10 protein-coding genes are annotated in these 15,661 nt (G+C 72.9%); 1 reads left to right on the forward strand and 9 read right to left on the reverse strand.

Annotated elements, in window-relative coordinates:
* Positions 1-190: 190 nt before the first annotated feature.
* Positions 191-1,105 (reverse strand): DUF3068 domain-containing protein, encoded by a 915-nt coding sequence (locus tag ACTOQ3_RS15420; RefSeq protein ID WP_440084065.1) that lies wholly within the window; start codon positions 1,103-1,105, stop codon positions 191-193.
* 162 nt (positions 1,106-1,267) lie between these two features.
* Here ACTOQ3_RS15420 and ACTOQ3_RS15425 point away from each other — a divergent pair, with 162 nt between their 5' ends.
* Positions 1,268-2,485: an acyltransferase family protein gene (locus tag ACTOQ3_RS15425; RefSeq protein ID WP_440084066.1), complete on the forward strand. Its 1,218-nt coding sequence runs from the start codon at positions 1,268-1,270 to the stop codon at positions 2,483-2,485.
* On the opposite strand, the gene ACTOQ3_RS15430 is transcribed toward ACTOQ3_RS15425, so the two are convergent.
* From ACTOQ3_RS15430 to ACTOQ3_RS15465, 8 genes are all read right to left on the reverse strand, one after another.
* Complete coding sequence (locus tag ACTOQ3_RS15430) at positions 2,400-3,509, reverse strand: DUF3068 domain-containing protein (RefSeq protein WP_440084067.1); 1,110 nt, start codon at positions 3,507-3,509, stop codon at positions 2,400-2,402. The two genes, ACTOQ3_RS15425 and ACTOQ3_RS15430, sit on opposite strands and share 86 nt — an antisense overlap.
* Positions 3,506-7,687 (reverse strand): alpha-(1->3)-arabinofuranosyltransferase, encoded by a 4,182-nt coding sequence (locus ACTOQ3_RS15435; RefSeq protein WP_440084068.1) that lies wholly within the window; start codon positions 7,685-7,687, stop codon positions 3,506-3,508. Before ACTOQ3_RS15435 ends, ACTOQ3_RS15430 begins: the two co-directional genes overlap by 4 nt.
* Positions 7,688-8,983 (reverse strand): glycosyltransferase family 4 protein, encoded by a 1,296-nt coding sequence (locus tag ACTOQ3_RS15440; RefSeq protein WP_440084069.1) that lies wholly within the window; start codon positions 8,981-8,983, stop codon positions 7,688-7,690.
* Positions 8,984-9,197: 214 nt separating this feature from the next.
* Positions 9,198-9,329 carry a hypothetical protein gene (locus ACTOQ3_RS15445; protein WP_344745256.1) on the reverse strand — a complete coding sequence of 44 codons (132 nt, stop codon included), beginning with the start codon at positions 9,327-9,329 and terminating at the stop codon, positions 9,198-9,200.
* Positions 9,330-9,469: 140 nt separating this feature from the next.
* Positions 9,470-11,029 carry a hypothetical protein gene (locus ACTOQ3_RS15450; RefSeq protein ID WP_440084070.1) on the reverse strand — a complete coding sequence of 520 codons (1,560 nt, stop codon included), beginning with the start codon at positions 11,027-11,029 and terminating at the stop codon, positions 9,470-9,472.
* Complete coding sequence (locus tag ACTOQ3_RS15455; RefSeq protein ID WP_440084071.1) at positions 11,029-11,799, reverse strand: FkbM family methyltransferase; 771 nt, start codon at positions 11,797-11,799, stop codon at positions 11,029-11,031. Before ACTOQ3_RS15455 ends, ACTOQ3_RS15450 begins: the two co-directional genes overlap by 1 nt.
* 122 nt (positions 11,800-11,921) lie before the next feature.
* Positions 11,922-14,159, reverse strand: a complete 2,238-nt coding sequence (locus ACTOQ3_RS15460) for an acyl-CoA dehydrogenase (RefSeq protein ID WP_440084072.1) — start codon at positions 14,157-14,159, stop codon at positions 11,922-11,924.
* 193 nt (positions 14,160-14,352) lie between these two features.
* Positions 14,353-15,597, reverse strand: a complete 1,245-nt coding sequence (locus ACTOQ3_RS15465; RefSeq protein ID WP_440084073.1) for a hypothetical protein — start codon at positions 15,595-15,597, stop codon at positions 14,353-14,355.
* Positions 15,598-15,661 lie beyond the last annotated feature (64 nt).

Below are 15,661 nucleotides of genomic sequence, written 5' to 3' on the forward strand. Positions count from 1 at the left end.
ACACGTTCTATTCCAGAATATTTTCGTTCGCCACAACCCAAAGCTACTCGCGAGTAATGAAGCGGAAAGAAAGGTGGAACGTGTTCCAGTGACACCCCTTCTGGGAACGTGAGAAAAGGGAGGCCGCGGGCGTGTGCCCGCGGCCTCCCTCCGTGGTTCGTCAGAGGCCCGATCGTCTCCCGGCCGTCTCTCAGACGTTCCCGCGGCGCCTCATGAGCAGGAAGCCGACGACGACCAGGACCAGGCCGCCCACCAGGAGCGCCACCGGGATCGTGGTCTTGAGCAGCGTGATGGTGTTCCTGCCGTCGACCGCGTTCTTGACCAGGTCGTCCTGGGTCTGCTGGGTCATCTTCGCGGTGGCGACGAAGGCCAGCGAGCGCTCGATCCCGTCCTGGGTCTTGAGCACCTCGTGGCGCTGTTGCTCCTGCCGCACCGGCGAGCCGGTGACCGGCTCGATCCAGTAGGTGTTGACGCCGTCGTAGATCCGGTCCACCTGCACGTCGCCAGGGTCGTCCATGCCGAGGACGGAGGCCGGGGCGGTGATGGTGTCGGTCTTGGTCGGCGGCACGGTCTGCTCGAACCGGTAGACCGTGAGCCCGCCGACCTGCTCCTCGCCGACGAACCTGGCGTCGAACGCCTTCTGGGCGGTCGCGTTGAACACGCTGTACGTCTTCTTCTCGACGTCGAAGGGCCACTTGTAGATCTGGCCCTGGAGCCGCACGGGGTCCTTGTCGATGCTGACGTCGCAGCAGTTGACGCCCTCGCCGGTGTACTTGTTGAAGGCGCTGCGGCGCTCGACGAACGAGATAAGGGGGTTCTGGTTGGTGACGTCGTTGACCGCCATCGCCTCCTCCCAGACGACCCGGTCGCCCTCGGCCGCGGCGACGTCGCCCCTGGTGGTGACGGTGATGTCGAGGTCGCCCGTCATCACCTTCAGGTCCCCGGGGCTGAAGTACTGGGCGTCGACGGCCTCCAGCTTGCTGATGCCGTACTGGTCGGCGGGGGCGGCGATGAGACTGGCCGCCACCTGGAACCGCACGAGCGGTGCGAGAACAATGAGGAATGCCCCGATTCCGATCAACACCAAACCGATGACGCGACGCATCGCTCCTCCAGGGGCCGTCCGCTATACAGGTGTCCCGATCGCCCTATAACAAGTTCCATTTCGCGATATGTTAGTGCCGGGAATCATCTACGTCACCAGGGATGCCAAAAAGTGACCGAAACAGGTTCTATGCCGGTTCACCGGGAGCCGACCGGCGGGAACGTGCGGGATCTCCCTGTGGTCGGCGGGCATCTCGACGCCATGGACGGCGTCCGCGCGGTCGCGTCCTTCGGCGTTCTGGTATACCACGTGGCGAGCACGACGGGCGCCTCCCTCCGGGAGGGGTTCCTCCCCGCCCTGCTCTCCCGGGGCGACATCGCGGTGCCGATCTTCTTCCTGCTCTCCGGCTTCCTCCTCTACCGGCCCTGGGCCCGGGAGGCCGTGGAAGGCACGGAGGGCGCGGCGCCGCCCGGCGTCGGCGACTACCTGTGGAAGCGGGCGCTGCGCATCCTGCCCGCGTACTGGCTCGTGGTCGCCGTCGCGCTGTCGCTGTGGTCGTGGCCGCGGGCGGCCGACCCGGTCAGCTGGCTGCCCTTCCTGCTGCTGGTGCAGAACTACGTCCCCGACCCGTGGTGGGCCGGAGCGAGCCCGCCGGGGCTCGGGCAGATGTGGAGCCTCTCGGTCGAGATGACCTTCTATCTCGCCCTCCCGCTGATCGCCGTCGCGCTGCGCGCCCTGGCGCGGCGCGGCGCGGACCCGGTGGCGAGGGCCCGGCTGCTGCTCACCGGCATCTGCGCGCTCGCCCTGGTCTCCCCCCTCTGGGCGATCTTCAGCCACGTCCCGGTGCACCGGCCCGAACTCGGGCTCTGGCTCCCCCGGTCGATGCTCTACTTCGCGACGGGCATGGCGCTGGCCGTCGTCTCGCTCTGGGCGCACGCCGAGACCGACCCGGACGCCCCGGTGCGGCGGCTGACCAGGGGGCTGCGCGAGTCGTGGGTGACCTGCTGGATCATCGCCGCCCTCGTCTACGCCGTCGCGGCCAGCCCCGTCGCGGGGGGCCGCCTCTTCGAGATCCAGGACCTGTGGACGGACATCTTCGAGATGACCCTCTACACGGTCTTCGTGCTGGCCCTGCTGGCCCCCGTGGCCCTGCAGACCCCCGAACCCTCGCCGCTGCGCTCGCTGCTCGGCAACCGGGTGATGCGCTATCTCGGCCGCATCTCCTACGGCGTCTTCCTGTGGCAGTTCGTGGTGATCGTGGGCTGGTACGAGCTGACCGGCCGGCAGAGTTTCACCGGCGGCCTGCTGACGACGCTGGTGGTGTGCACCGCGTTCACCGTGCTGCTCGCCGACCTCAGCCACCGGCTGGTCGAGGCTCCGGCGCTGCGTCTCCACCGGCTCCACCGGCTCCAACGGCTTCACCGCCTCCGCCGCCGCTGACCCCGTCTCCCTCCCCCTCACCGGTGCCGTCCGCGCCTCCGCTCCCGGAGCCCGCGGTAACGGAGCCTCCAGGAACGGGATCCGCGGGAGTGGAACCCGTGGGAGTGGAGGCGCGTGCCTGCACGCGCAGGCCCGCCGCCAGCAGCAGCGCGCCGAGTACGGCGCACGACAGCGGGATCACCTGGTTGACGAGCGTCGTCCAGCGGCGGAACTGCCGCGCCTCCCCGGCGTTCCACCGCTCGTCCCCGGCACTGGTACGCATGTCGGCGGCGAGCGCGACCAGCCGCCCCCGGCCGTCGGGGGTGCGCAGGGTCTTGACCAGGTTCTCCCTGAATCCGATCACCATGCCGCTCTCCGGTTCCACCCAGAAGGTGCGGGTCCCTTCGAGATAGGCGTTGACGGGGAACGGCTTCCCTCCGCCCAGGCCGAGGACCGATCCGGGCAGCTCCATGGCCTGCTGGACGAGCCGCTCGTTGACCAGGCGCTGCGCGTAGCGGTTGACCCGGACGCCGTACAGGGTCTCGATCCCCTCGAAGCGGGCGGTCACCGGGCGCCGGACGAGCGGGTCGTAGACCTGGTAGGCGACCGGCCGGGTGCCGAAGGGCCAGCGGAACACCAGCCCGCGCGGGGCGGGGTTCGCGTTCTCGTCGACGTAGTTCTCGCAGCAGTTGACCGCCAGCCCCGTACGGCGGTCGAAGGCGGCGCGCCGCTCGTGGTAGTCGACGCGCCGCCCGTCGCGGGTGGCGAGAGAGACGAACTCGGTCCACACGGCGACGTCCGGCGTGGACCTGACCGTGTCCCCGTACCTGGCCACGACCGTCTCCAGCGGGACGCCCCGGTGCGTGCGCAGGGTGGCGGTGTCGAAGTAGGAGCCGGACTCGGTGGTCAGCTTGGTGATCCGGTCCTGCTCGGCGGGCAGGAGCAGGCCGCTGGGGTAGATGTAGAGGCGCACCAGCGCGGCCAGCGTGATCAGGAAGGCACCGGCGACCAGGAGCAGCACGCCGCGCGACCTCTGGTCGTTCATCGTCGCTCCGCGGGTTGGAGGGGACCGTCCTGCGCCCGTGCCCGTGCCGGCAGCCACGAGCGGGGCGGCGGCGGCACGCGCGCCGCGGCGAGCAGCAGGCCGAGCGCGACCAGGCAGAGGTACTGCGCCGCCACCGCCCCGGCGTCCCCGCCGTAGCCGAGCGCGAGACCGGCCGCGCCGAGCGCCGCCGCGACCGGGAACGGCGTGAGCAGCACCCGGCCGATCCGGTAGGGCAGGCCGCCCGTGCTGTGCCCGGCCCCGGCGACGCCCCGCAGCCACAGGGCGAGCGCCGCCACCAGGCCGGTCAGCGCGGCACCGGCCCAGCCCTCGGCCAGGAGGCCCAGCGCGGGGGCGAGCGGCCACAGCCAGGCCGCCCGCAGTGCCGCGGGCGGTGACGCGGGAAGGTCCCTGACCCTGCGGCGGCGGGCCAGGGCGAGCACGACGACCAGCGCGACCAGCGCCCAGCCCGCGATCAGCGACGTCCGGTAGAGGCCGTCGGGAGCGTACGTCATCACGACGGTCCCGCTCCCGGGGGGCAGCAGCCACGCCTGCCGCCAGCCGTCCAGCCGGGCCGGTTCCAGCACGCGCCCGCCGAACGACGCCTGCCAGCCCCGGTTGAAGTTCTCGCCGAGCGCCAGGTAGGAGGGCTCCGTCGTGGAGACCTTGACCCGGCGCTCCCCGGCGCCCCACCTCTCGACGGTCGCGGGCCGCAGGGTCACCGCCGCCGTGCTCCCGGCGCTCCCGGCGCTCCCGGCGCTCCCGGCGCTCCCGGTGGCGCGCAGGACCATCGAGTCCACCCGGAAGCCCTGGAGCGCGGCGGCGCGCACCCGCAGCGTGCCGCCCTGGGCCCACACCGCCTCGCAGGCCCGGTAGCCGACCGGACGGCCGTTGAGCAGGTCGCCCAGGGTCCCGCCGTGGATCTCGGTGGGCGTCTCGACCCCGTTGACGGTGAGCGTCGGGCCGAACCCGCAGGGCATCCTCACCGGCTGCGTGTCCAGCGTGGGCAGCGGCGCGACACCGGGAACGGCCACCCCGAGCACCTCCATCCGCCAGGAGCCGAGGGCGGCGAAGGTGAGCTTCACCCGGCTCGCCTTCATCGGCGCGAAGCGGATCCAACCGTCCTTCGAGGCCCAGGCGTACCGGATGCCGCCGTCGGTCTCGATGGTGACCCGGACCGGTGGGGCGCCCAGCCTGGTGTCGGGGAAGTCCACGCGCAGCCGGGACAGGGTCACCTTCCTGCCCAGCTCGGCGGAGAGCGAGGGCGCCAGGTCCTTGTCACCGGCGTACCAGATGGTCCTGCGGTCGTCGTCGAAGGCCGCGTAGGCGCCGGTGGCCGGGATGTCGCCCGCGGTGGAGGAGGCGGTGGCGCGCGGGAAGCTCCCGGTGGGCATCAGCAGGGTCTCCGCCACCCGCTGGTCGGTGAGCACCGCCCTGCCCTCCAGCACCCGCCTCCCGGTGGCGACGGGAACCGACCGGTCGAAGGCGTAACCGTCCTCGCCCACGAAGCGCAGCCTGTCGGAGCAGGTCCAGGCGTAGGAGCCGAGCATGCAGCCGGGGGCGGTGTCCGTCCGGCTGGTCACGACCGTCTGTCCCGGCGACGCGGGGTCCGCCGAGGAGGCGGCCGGCACCACGAGCGTGCGCCCGGGGCGGACCCCGGGAATGGCCAGCTCGGTGATGCCGACCCGGGGATTGGGGTCGCGCAGGACCCCGGTGACCCGGATCCGGATCCGGGACGTCTTGCCCGGCGGGACGTTCAGCCGTTCCCACAGCGCGCCGAGGCCGAGCCGGGTGCGCACCCTGCCGGTGTCGGTCTCGACCATGACCTCGGAGACCGTCACCGCGTTCTCCGAGCGTTCGAAGACGGCCTGCATCGAGGGCACCGAGATCGGCTCGGTGAACTGGACCTCCAGCCACTGCTCGGTGGGCGGCTCCCAGCCGGTGGAGCGCCAGCCGGTGCGCAGGTCGAAGTCCACCGCGGCGTACGGCTGCTGCCCGCCGTCGCGGGTCCCGGGGGTCACGCCGAGCCTGGACTGCGAGGAGGAGGCGGTGACGCCCCTGATCCCGGTGAAGACGGCGACCGTCTTGGGCTCGGCCCACGCCGGGTCGGTGAGGTCGTGGGCGGGCCCCCGGCCCTCGTAGGGCTCGTCCGGCGTCATCGTCTCGCCGTACGGCCTGCGCAGGTCGCTCACCACCAGCTCGCGACGCCGCATGGTGTCGGTGAGCACGGTGTCGGCGGCCGGGATCGCGTCCGCGCCGGGGTCGTCGCCGAGGATCACCGGCCGGTCGTCGCCGAGGACGCCCTCCTCGGCCATGGTGAGCAGCGCCTCGGGACCGCCGGAGACCCGCAGCGGCCGTTCCGCGGCGACCGTGCCGACCACGGGACGCGCCCCGGCGACCTCGTAGATCTCCAGGGACGTGTACGGCTGGTCGAGCCAGCCCGCGCCGGTCGAGGAGTCCTCGAAGCCGACCGTGGGCCCGAAGCCGCGCACCCGGTGCAGCCCGGGAGAACGGTCCAGCGCCTCGTGCACGCGGGCGGGCCACGCGTCGCCGAAGGCGACCCTGTCGAGGTCGTTGCGGATCAGCAGGTAGCGCACGCCCATCCGGCGCAGCGTCCGTGTGAGCCCCTCCGACCCCTGCCCGTTGGCGAAGCGGTCGTCGATCGCCTTGACGAGCCGGTTGGAGCCGGCCGTGCCCCACGGCACGATCGTGTTGCTCACCCAGCGGGCCTTCTTCAGCAGCGGCTGGAACGGCTCGTCGAGCGGTCGCCCCCAGGTGTACTCGCCGCGCCGGGCTCCCGGCAGGACCAGCACGGTGCCCTGGTCGGCCCGGTCGTCCAGCCAGGAGGCCGCCTGCCGCCAGTGCTCGGGGACGTCGGCGAACGCGCCGCTCGGCGCGATGCCCGCCGAGGCGACGGGGACGAGGGTGAGCCCGACCAGCCCGGCCCCCGCCACCGCGACGGGGAGGCGGACGAGGGCCCTGCGCGCCCCCACGTACGAGACGAGCGCGGCGAGGCCGAGCACCAGCGGCAGCCGTACGAGCGCGTTGAACTTGTGCAGGTTGCGGAACGGCGCGAGCGGGCCGTCCAGCAGCGCCCTGAGGGGTTCGGCGAGCGGCCCGGCGTGTCCCGCGACGAGGATGGCGACGCCCGCGAGCGCGGTCAGCAGCAGGAAGGCCCGCTCGGGCGTGCGCGCGAGGGTGAGCCCGGCCAGCCCCAGCCCGGCGACGAGCGCGGTGACCAGCACGAGCCAGGGCGTCGTGGCGTGCTCGTAGGCGGCGGGCAGGAAAGGGCGGCCGTCCACCGGCAGGAAGGCCACCCAGCTGTTCATCCCGCGCAGCACGTTGGTCAGCGAGCCCACGACCGTGGTCGTCCACGCGTTCTCGGTGAACGGCATGAACGAGAAGACGTACCGGCCCAGCATCACCAGGGGGACGATCCACCAGAACGACACCGCGGCGATCGCGCCGAGCCACCAGGCGATCAGCCGCCGCTTGCGCGGGCCGCGCGCCCGGGTCAGCAGGTAGATCATCGGTACGACGAGCACGGCCAGCTCGGCGGCGGCGTTGATGCCGCCCGCGAACAGGAACGCCAGCGCCGACAGGCAGGCGGCCCTGCGCGGGCTCGTCTCGCCCCGCGCTCCCCTGATGAGGAAGAGCAGCACCCAGGGCAGGACCGCGCTGGGGGCGAACTCCACCGAGTTGAACCCCATGAGCGCCTGCGCGTGCGGGGCGAGCGCGTAGGCGAGACCGGCCAGCACCCCGGCGAGCTGCCCGCCGATCCGCAGCGCCCTCGCCACCTGGGCGACGCCGACGAAGGCCACGCACAGGATCAGCGTCACCCAGAGCCGCTGCACCACCCAGGGGGGCATGCCCGCGTTGATCAGCAGGGTGTAGAAGGGGCCCATCGGGAAGATGTAGCCGTACGCCTGGTTCTGCAGGTGTCCCAGATAGTCCTGGTCCCACATGTTCAGCGCCTGGGACAGGAAGCCGATCGGGTTGATCGGCATGTCCAGCTTCGTCTCGGCGATGAGCATGCCCGGCGCCATGTTGAAGGCGACGGCCGCGAGGAAGAGGCATCCGGCGAGCAACCTGAGCCGGAGGCGGAGCCCGGTGTCGGAGGCTCCGAACGTGGCGGGGGGCGCGGCCAGGCGGGTGATCCACGCCTGAGAGGTCACGGACACTTATGGCGGGTCGGTCTCACCCGTGGCGAGACAGGGATCGGGTACATGGAGGTGGCGACCGTTTTTAGATAGTTCTGTGGTGATTAGTCCGGTCATCGTAGCGCCCGTTCTTCCCCAGGTGAACTCGGCGGCCCAGAGCCTGCACGCCTGCTGGATCTCCCCGCGCCTGGCCGGGTCCGACAGTTCCCGCAGCGCGCGGTCCACCACGTCGGCCAGCGCCTCACCCTCCCTGACCAGCCAGCCCGTGACACCGTCGCGTACCGAGTCGCGCAGTCCCGCGACGTCGAAGGCGACCGTCGGGACGCCGAGCGCGGCGGCCTCGATCACGGTCAGCCCCCAGCCCTCGAACTCCGAGGCGGTGACGTTGACCCGCGCCGCCCCCAAAATCGCGTTCTTGGCGGCCTCGGGCAGGAAGCCGTGCAGGTGGACCCGGCCCTCCAGCCCGCGGCGGGCGGCGTGGGCAGCGAGCCGCTCCCGCTCGCCGCCGCGCCCGATGACGTGCACGTGGATGCCGGGCCAGGCCTCTTCGAGGTCACCGGCGAGGTCCACCACCCGCTCGACACGCTTGTGGCCCACGAGCCTGCCGAGGTAGACCACGGCGGGGTCTCCCTCCGTGTCCCCGACGCTCGCGACCGGGCGCGCCACCGGGCTGCCGTTCGGGATGACCTGGATCGGCGCGAGCCAGCCGAGCCGCTCGCGCAGCTCGTTCCTGGAGGACTCCGAGACCGTGACGGTCGCGCGACGCCGGTAGACGAGCCGGGCGACCGGCCCCTCGACGAAGCAGCCGATCCGGGCCAGCCAGCGCGGGAAGAAGGCGTGGAACTGGCGGTCGTGCACGTGGTGCACCAGGGAGACGACCGCCGTGCGCCGTCTCACGACCAGGGGGGCGAAGAAGGGGATGCCGTTCATGCAGTCGATGACGGCGTCGAAGCGCCGGCGCCGCCACAGCAGCCAGAGCGGGACCAGGAGATAGACCAGGAACGGGTTTCCCATCCGCCGCAGCGCGATGCCGTCGCGCTCCTCGGCCGCGGGCTGCCCGGCCTCCCTGGAGGTGACGAAGGTGACCGAGGCCCCCTGCCCGACCAGGTAGCGGCTGACCTGCCAGGCGTACTCCTCGGCGCCGCCCGCCACGGACTGCAGCGGCTCGCGGAAGTTCAGGACGGCGACGCGCACCCCGCGCATGGACGGCCGCTGCCGCGCCGTCGCGACCACCAGGCCCGCGGCGGGCGGCGGGCCCGAGGCCCGGGAGGTCGCCCTGGCGCCCTGTCCGGCCACGACCACTCCTATCTCCTGCATCTCCTGTGACGCCGTGCGGCATGTCCCCGCACGACGGGTGTCCACGTGAACTCGCCGTACGACAGCCGTACGGCACGCGAGAACGGCGCCGGGGGGAATCCGCGCATGCGGCGGCCAGGCCCTGTCGCGTCGACGTGACCCGGAACGGGTTTCCCTCGCGTCGGGGGTACCGGCGCTCAGGTGGCTGCCGGGGCCGGCCCGCGGCCCCGGGCCGTCACCTGGTGCCGTAGTTGTAGAGCGGTCTGTTGGGCGGCTCGGGGGTGGGCGCCGCGACGTTCGTGACGGCCACCGAGGCTCCGACCGCCAGCACCGCCCCTACCGCCAGAGCGGCAATCACTCGCAACACTCGAGTTCTCCCTCCAACGCGTGGTCGTGCGGTCTGCCCGACAGTAGAACCTGATACAGGTCTTCAGCTAGTCAATCGGTAAAAATGTGATAAATAATGTTACCAGCTGGTAAATCACGACATAGTTGCATCTCAACGGATCACAGGCGGAAGAGAAGCAGGTCCTGACCAGCGAAGATCAGCCTTGCGCCGGGGAGCCTGGCACGGAACAGGTTCTCGTTCGATCTCTGGATCAGCACGTGGCCGATCCCCTCCGCGGCCAGCGGCCCGGTCAGCGGGCCGGCCCTCGCGAGGACCGCGCCGACCCGGCGCGCCAGCGGGTCCTCGGTGGCGAGGGTGAGCGTGCGGCCGTCCCCCAGCCCGACCGGCAGGCCGTCGTTCCAGACGACCCTGCGCTCGAAGAGCTTGACCGCCGGGTCGAGCACCACCCGGCCCCCGTTCCAGCCGAACGCCCGGTAGGCCCCCCACGGCAGCGTCAGCAGCGCCCCCGGCGCGGGATCCGCGTTCACGATCCGCTGCACCCTGGACCAGTCCGGGGGGTAGTCGACCGCGACCAGCCGGCCGAACGCCCCCAGCGCGAAGGTGGGCAGCACCAGCAGGGGCAGCACGAGCATGCCGGGGCGGACCGCCGGGGACAGCCGCGCGGTCACCGCGGCCAGGCCGACCGCCTGCAGCAGCGCGAAGGGGGCGAGGTAGAGCTGCCCGTCGCGGAGCGGCCCGAAGCCGGGCCACAGCCCGATCATCGCCTCCACCACCCCCGGCAGGAAGCCGCCGGCACACCCCACCGCCAGCCCCGCCGCCGACGCGACCGCCAGCCCGCCCCAGTACGCGGGCCGCCCGCCTTCTCCCCCCTCGCCGGAGCCCCGGCCGCGCCACCCTCCTTCGAGCAGGACGTACCCCGCCACCGCCGCCACGGCCACCGCCAGCCGGACCAGGGCCGACCACCAGGTCTCCTGTCCCGGTACGGCGGCTCCGGAGTTCCACACGCCGCCGAGGGTGAGCAGGCTGCCGAGGGTGCCCAGCGGCCCGTCCGCGCGCGGCGCGAAGGCCCGCACCCCGGCGGGGTCGGTGACGGCGGCGCTGCCCAGCGCCGGGACCAGCCACGGCAGGCTCAGCACGGCGACGACCAGCAGGGTGCGCGGGGCCCGGCGGCCCGCCACGGGCAGTACGGTCATCGCCGAGACGAGCATCGCCTGGAAGCCTCCGACCGCCGCGGGGAGGAGGGCGAGGGCTGTCCGCCGGCTCCCCGGGCGGGTGACCGCGCGCACCGCCCACGGCAGGCCCGCGTACCCGAGCAGCAGCGCCCACTGGCCGAGCAGCAGCCGCTGGGCGAGGTAGACGTTCCAGGCGTAGAACGCCGCGGCGGCCAGCCGGGCGACCCGGCGCTCCCCGGGCACCAGGGCCGCGGCGCCCGTCGCGGCGAGCACGAAGATCCCCAGCAGGATCGCCTTCTGCGTGATCTGGGCGGGAAGGACCGACGAGAGCAGGGCCACCACGAGGTCGCTCGGCACCGCGCGGGGGAAGCCGCCGCCGTCCGGCGGGAGCGGCGGGTCGGGCACGAACACCATGTCGTAGCGGAGCACGAAACCGGGACCGAGCGCGGGCCAGAGCGCGAGCACCCCGAGGACCAGCCCCACCAGGGCGGGAGCCAGGAGCGGGGCGAGAACCGGGCGCGGGATGGGAGCGCGAGGGGAGCGCACTAGCGGGTCGCCGGGCGGAACAGCACCATGTTCACGTACTCGCCGCCGGGTCTGAGAAGGCGGGAGACGAAGCTCCGCTCCACCTCGCCGACCGCCGCCTTCTGGTGGGCGGCCAGGTCGAAGCCGTCCAGCGGCACCCAGGTTCCGCCGGTGAGCACGGAGCCGGTGTAGCCCCACTCGGCGAGCTGGTCGACGACCGGCTCGATGTCCTGGTGCCGGATCTCCAGCTCGACGAGCAGGACGGGCCGGTCCCGGCGAATGGTCCGCTCGGCGCCGCGCAGGGCGGCGAGCTCGTGGCCCTCCACGTCGACCTTGATGAACCGGACGTCCCTCAGGTCCAGCTCGTCGATGGTGACGGTCGGGACGTCCACCGGGACGCCCTTCCCCTCCCCGTGGACGAGCGAGGCCGTGGCCTCCGCTCCCCGCCCGCCGCCGGGTATCCACAGCCGCGCCGTACCCGAGCGGTCAGAGGCGCCCGCCGCGACCACCCGGACGTCGGGAAAGGTCCGCCCGAGCATGGCGGCCAGGCGGGGGTTGGCCTCGATCGAGACGACGTCACAGCCGAGCCGCCGCAGTTCCGCGGTCCACGGCCCGTACCAGACGCCCACGTCGACGGCGGTACCGCCGCGCGGCGCGAACTCCTCGGCACGGGCCAGCTCGGCGTCCAGCCGGGGGTAGACCCGGCGGATCGCGGCGCCGAACCAGCGCAACGGGATCGCACCGGCGACGGCGCTCCGCACGACCACACCAGGCCGGAACCGCATCGACATGCGCGAAGCCTAACCGAAGGGCCAAAACCCGCCCGTACCAGACGTAGCGGGCTCTGACCGGCGGCGCCCGCCCGTGGGATCACGGGCGGGCGGGAACGGCCCTTCTCACGACGGGAGGCGGCTCACTTGCCCGGCTCGGGGTCGCGGGGCAGTCCGAGCATGCGCTCGGCGATGATGTTGAGCTGCACCTCGGTGGTGCCGCCGTAGATCGTCATGGCCCGGGTGGAGAGCACCGCGCGGTTCCAGTAGCCCGCGTCGCCGAGCTTCATGTCGGCGGCGATGACGGCCGAGGAACCGAGCAGCGAGACCGCGCACTCCGAGACGTGCTGGGCGTGCGAGGTGGACAGCAGCTTGCGGACCGACGCGTCGGCACCGGGCTCCAGGCCGGTCAGCTGCTTCAGGGTCACCCGCAGCCCGAGCGCGGCGATCGAGTGACCCTCGCAGACCACGCGCGCCAGCTCCTGACGCTCGGCGGGGGTGAGCTCCCGGCCGAGACGCCCGGCCAGGCCGAGCAGGTCGGGGACGGACGAGCCGGTGCCGCCGGAACCCGACGAGAGCGAGACCCGCTCGTTGGACAGCGTGTTCCTGGCGACCTTCCAGCCCTGGCCCACCTCGCCGACGACCAGGTCGTCCGGGACGAACACGTCGTCGAGGAAGACCTCGTTGAACAGGTTCTCCCCGGTCATCTCGGTGAGCGGCCTGACCGTGACGCCGGGGCCCTTCATGTCGACCAGGAAGTAGGTGATGCCCTCGTGCTTGGACCCCTCTGAGGAGTTGCGGGCGATGCAGATGCCCCACTCGGCGAAGTGCGCCACGGAGGTCCAGATCTTCTGGCCGTTGAGCCGCCAGCCGCCCTCGACCTTCTCGGCCTTCATCTGCACGTTCGCCAGGTCGGAGCCCGCGCCGGGCTCGGAGAAGAGCTGGCACCAGATCATCTCGCCGCTCAGCGTGGGCGGCAGGAAGCGCTCCTGCTGCTCGGGGGTGCCGTACGTGGCGATCGACGGCACCACCCAGGCACCGATGATCATCTGGGGCAGCTTGATCTTCGCGGCCTTGAGCTCCTGGAAGATGAGGACCTGCTCCAGCGGCTTGGCGTCGCGGCCCCAGGGCCTGGCCAGGTGCGGCATGACGTACCCGGCGCTCGCCAGCGCCCGCTTCTGCTCCTTGCCCTCCAGCGCGGCGAACCCGGCGATCTCGGCCCGGATGCCCTCGCGCAGCTCGGCGGCCTCCTCGGGCAGCTCGATCTCCAGCTCCCGGCTCACGCCGTTCAGGGCGAGCTCGGCGACCGACTCGGCCCACTCCCCCGAGGAACCGAGCAGGGCGCGCAGGGTGAGCGCGCGGCGGTAGTACAGGTGGGCGTCGTGCTCGTAGGTGTAGCCGATGCCGCCGAAGATCTGGATGGCGTCCTTGGCGCAGAGCACGGCCGCGTCGGGGGCGACCACCCCCGCGATCGCCGCGGCGTAGGCGAGCTCGTCGGCCGACACCTCGGTGACCCCCGTGCCGGCGCCCGCCCCGTCCGCGGCGCGGGCGGCGTCCCACACCGTCGCGCGGGCCTGCTCCAGGGCGACGAGCATCCGGGAGGCCTTGTGCTTGACGCCCTGGAACTGCCCGATCGGGCGGCCGAACTGCACGCGGACCTTGGCGTATCCGGCGGCCGCGGTCACGCACCACGACGCGAGGCCCGCGGCCTCCGCGCCGAGCAGGATCGCGGCCAGGTTGAGGACCCCGGGCCCCTGCAGCCCGTCGAGGACCCGCCCCGCCGGTACGGTGACCGCGTCCAGCTCGACCCTGGCCACCCCCCGGGTGAGGTCGAGCGCCCTGACCGGGGTGACGGTCGCCGCGGAGGCGTCCACCGCGACCCACTCCTCACCGCGGTCGGTGCTCACCGGGAGCACCAGGATGTCGGCCGACGCGCCGCCCAGGACCAGGTCGGCGGTGCCGCCGATCGTCAGGGCGCCGTCCTCGCCCCGGCTGCCGGTGATCGAGGCGCCCAGCGCGACCGCGCCGGTCAGCGTGCCGTCCGCGAGGCCGGGCAGGAGCTCGGCGTGGGCCTTGCCGTCGGAGGCGAGGATCACGGCGCCGGCGAGCACCGTGGGAACGTACGGGCCGGGAGCGACGCGCTCGCCGAGGGCCTCGACGGCGACGGCGGTCTCCAGCAGGCCGTAGCCGCTGCCGCCGTGCTCCTCGGGGACGTGCAGGCCGAGCAGCCCCTGGTCGGCCAGTGCCGCCCAGAAACCGGGGCGCTCCGCGCCCTCGGCCGCGACGGCGGCGCGCACGACCTCGGACGGGACGTTGCGCTCCGCCCACCTGGTCACCGACTCCCGGAGCGCCTCGTGCTCCTCGCTCAACCCGATCGCCATGACAGCCTCCAGACAGGATTCAATGCCAGAACCATATTCTAGAAGGTGCTTCCATCACAACGCGCGAGCCCTCATCACCGGGTACGCCGCCCCCTGCCGCCCCGCCCCGGGCCGGCCCGCTCCGTGGACGGCCGGGGAGAACCCGCTCGCCGGAGATCCCGGCCCCGGCGAGCCGGGCGGGTGCCGGAGAACGTCAGAGGGCGCGGACGCTCGCCATCAGGGGGGCGATGTCGGCCCAGAGCCGCTTGCGCGTGTCGGGCACGGTCACGAAGAGCACGGAGGGCTTGCGGCGGCCGACGTCGATCACCGCGAGCGCCGCCTGGGAGGTGTGCCTCACGCCCTTGACCTGGTAGGTGACCCGGTAGCCGAGCATCCACCCCTTGCCTCCCGCGGGCCGCTGCGAGGCGGTCCAGGTGACCTTTCCCCCCGCCGGGTGGTGGTTGCGGATCGTCCACCGCACCGCGTTCAGCGCCGCCCTGCGGTAGTCGGCGTCGCTCTTGAGGGCCTTGGCCGGGGTGGCGCCGGGAAGCGGCCCCGAGGCGATGACCGTGCGCGGCAACCTGGCCGTGCCGACCTGCTGGCCGACGGAGAACGACGGCACCGCCTCGGTCTTCCAGGGTGCGCCCAGGCTGACGTAGGTCAGCGCGGACCTGGTGTCGGTCACCGCGCCCAGCACCACGCTCGGCCTGCCCGGCAGAACCCGCAGGGCGGTCGCGCCCGGCAGGGCGGGCAGCGTGATCGGCGAGACGGTCGGCGAGGGCTTCGCGGTGGGCAGCACGGCCCGGCCGACCCCGGCCGGATCACCGGGCTCGTCACCGGAGAACAGCACGAAGATCAGGACCACGATGACACCGGTGAGGGCGGCGGCGCCCAGGCTGTAGGCGACCCGGATCGGGATGTCGCCGATCCGCATCAGCAGGCCGCCGGACCTCTTCGTCCCGCTCTTCGCCTCCGGGCCGCCCTGCGCGCCACCGGGCCGGCTCTGGAGACCGGGCTCCGCGAACACCTCGGGCCGCTGCGCCGCGCCGGGCCATCCCGCCGCCACGCCACCGCGTCCGTCACCGGCGTCCGCCGAGGCGCCCGCGCCCGGCCGGCCGGGCATCCCGTTCCTGTCGGGACGCCAGGGTCCCGCGGATCCGCCTACCTGCCTGACCGGGATCGTCCCGATCCCACCCGATTCGTGCACCTGGCCGGCGTCCGCCTCCGGCTCGTCCCGCCGGTCGCCGGGCGCGGCCACGGGGCGAGGGAACGATCCAGGGGGCCTGGAGACCAGAGCGGTCTCCTCGCCGTCGCCGATGGGGAACCTCCGGGGCACCCGGGGGCTGATGATCGAACCGTCCTCGGCGGGAATGGCGGGTATGGGAGCCGTGGGCGCGTCATATGAGGGGATGTATCTCTCGTGAGAGCGCCCGGAGGAGTTGCCGCCGACGTCCGCCATACGCGCCAGGTTATGTCACCTCGGAAAGATTCGACGCATCGTCCTTTATTACGCTTCGGCCACG

The organism is Streptosporangium sp. LJ11 (assembly GCF_051918945.1).
Lineage (GTDB): Bacteria > Actinomycetota > Actinomycetes > Streptosporangiales > Streptosporangiaceae > Streptosporangium.